This is a genomic window from Paenibacillus sp. Y660 (assembly GCF_057221575.1).
In genome coordinates, this window is sequence record NZ_JBXBBJ010000069.1 from 1 (window position 1) to 1708 (window position 1708).

2 protein-coding genes are annotated in these 1708 nt (G+C 43.9%); one reads left to right on the forward strand and one right to left on the reverse strand.

Annotation, left to right across the window (positions count from 1 at the left end; translation table 11 throughout):
* The first annotated feature begins 336 nt into the window (after positions 1–336).
* Positions 337–1005, forward strand: coding sequence for an AlkZ-related protein (locus tag AC2TDN_RS26430; RefSeq protein WP_482068815.1), 669 nt, complete (start codon positions 337–339; stop codon positions 1003–1005).
* 59 nt (positions 1006–1064) lie between these two features.
* On the opposite strand, the gene AC2TDN_RS26435 is transcribed toward AC2TDN_RS26430, so the two are convergent.
* Positions 1065–1562: an N-acetyltransferase family protein gene (locus tag AC2TDN_RS26435; protein ID WP_482068814.1), complete on the reverse strand. Its 498-nt coding sequence runs from the start codon at positions 1560–1562 to the stop codon at positions 1065–1067.
* Between the last annotated feature and the right edge of the window lie 146 nt (positions 1563–1708).

The window sequence follows — 1708 nt, forward strand, 5'->3', positions numbered from 1 at the left end:
GTTTTGCAAGCCTTATTTCAGCATACTGGCCTAAGAATCTCTCCATGACCATGTGGCCGGTTTATTCAAACATAGATTCTCACAATTACCGGTTAATCTCATGAACTGCATAAGTCATGATGACGTTTTCAATCAGTAAAAAGTTTCTTTTATCCCAAAATAAGGACTATTACATGATTCAGACCATAAACGATGTATGCCATTAAACAAATTGCTCGCTCTGCTTATTTTCGGCTTGGACTTTACAATTATCTATGTTGCCTTGGGGAGTGTGAGGAAGGATAATTATGGATAGTAATAGAATAGATTCATTAGTCCATATTTAGGAGTGAGCGCATGAGTATCTCAACGTATCCGGAATTCGTAAAGCTTGTTGGCCAATATAAGATTTTTCCGTTTTCTGATTTGATTCCTGAGCATCCTTCCCTCACTTCGGTCGTTCCCAGCGACAACTGGCATACAGATACAGAGCTGGATCCGTGGCTTTGGCGCGTCAAAATCGTAAAGGACGAGCACGCGGCATACGGAAAGTTTTTTGGCAGCAAATTATCCTTTATTCACATTGACCTGTTCCCTTACATTCAGCCGCTGTTGACGCTGGGAAGAAGTGTGGATGAGCGATATAACAACGGCCTCATGTCACAGCACGCAAAAAATATGTATCATATCATTAAGGAAGCCGGCAATATCGATTCGCGTCTATTGCGCAAAGAGAGTCAGCTTACGGCCAAGGAACAAAAAAAGGATTACGATCGAGCGCTGGTAGAGCTTCAGAACTTCGCGGATATTGTCATCACCGGAGCACAGGAAAGCGACTTCGAAGGCGGCTGGAGCAGCATGTGCTTTGAGAGCTCCGACCACTGGCTGCGCGTAACGCTTGGCAAAGAGCTGCCCGCGACAGACGATCTAGCAAAAGCAAGAGCCTTCGTCAATGCTGAGCTGAGCGAGGTTTGTACGGAGAAGGCATTAAAATATTTGAATAAGAAGCTGCGTTTGAACGAGTAGCCGTAAAATAGGGAGATGCTTTAATTAGCCTAGACTAATAAGCATCTCCCTATTTTGTTTCATTTTATTATTTTCTGATAGCTGGCAATATCGAGTTTCCTACCGAACTTGAAGCCAATCTCTTTGAAGTGAGCGCACTTCATATAGCCATGTCTCTCGAACAAGCGAATGCTTCTTTCATTTTCGGTGCAGATGGTTGCGATCAACACGTGGAAGCCGCTGGCCCGTCCTTGCTCTTCCAGAAAGGCAATTGCCTTGCTCCCTTTTCCTTGACCTAAGTGATCCGGGTCGAGGTAAATCGTTACTTCGGCTGTCACATCGTAGGCTTGCTTGTTTTTGTGCTGGGTGATAAGAATGTAGCCCTTAAGCTCACCTTCCTCTAAAATGACGTAGGATTTGTACCTCGGATTAGGATGAATCACATTTGCTCGAATCTCATCCAAGGCGAGCGGTTCCGTATGAAAGGATATGGTTGAATTTTGGACGTAGTAATTATAAATCGTTCTGATCCAAGGCAGATGCTCTTCTTGAATCTCTTCGAATACTAAATTGCCCATCGTCACTTCTCCTCTCTATCCTTTAATAGCCTCTCGGCATTTGCCGAGGCTGATGGGACAAGGGTTTCCTCGAACCATCTTTATTAGCATCCTCCTACTTGGTTAGGGGGATTTTTCATTTAATCCCATTTTTCATTATGGGAAAT

What these genes read in the sequence shown, in the direction of transcription:
- AC2TDN_RS26430 (WP_482068815.1), top strand. Translation starts at nt 337, where the DNA reads ATGAGTATCTCAACGTATCCGGAATTCGTAAAGCTTGTTGGCCAATAT.
- AC2TDN_RS26435 (WP_482068814.1), bottom strand. Translation starts at nt 1,562, where the DNA reads ATGGGCAATTTAGTATTCGAAGAGATTCAAGAAGAGCATCTGCCTTGG.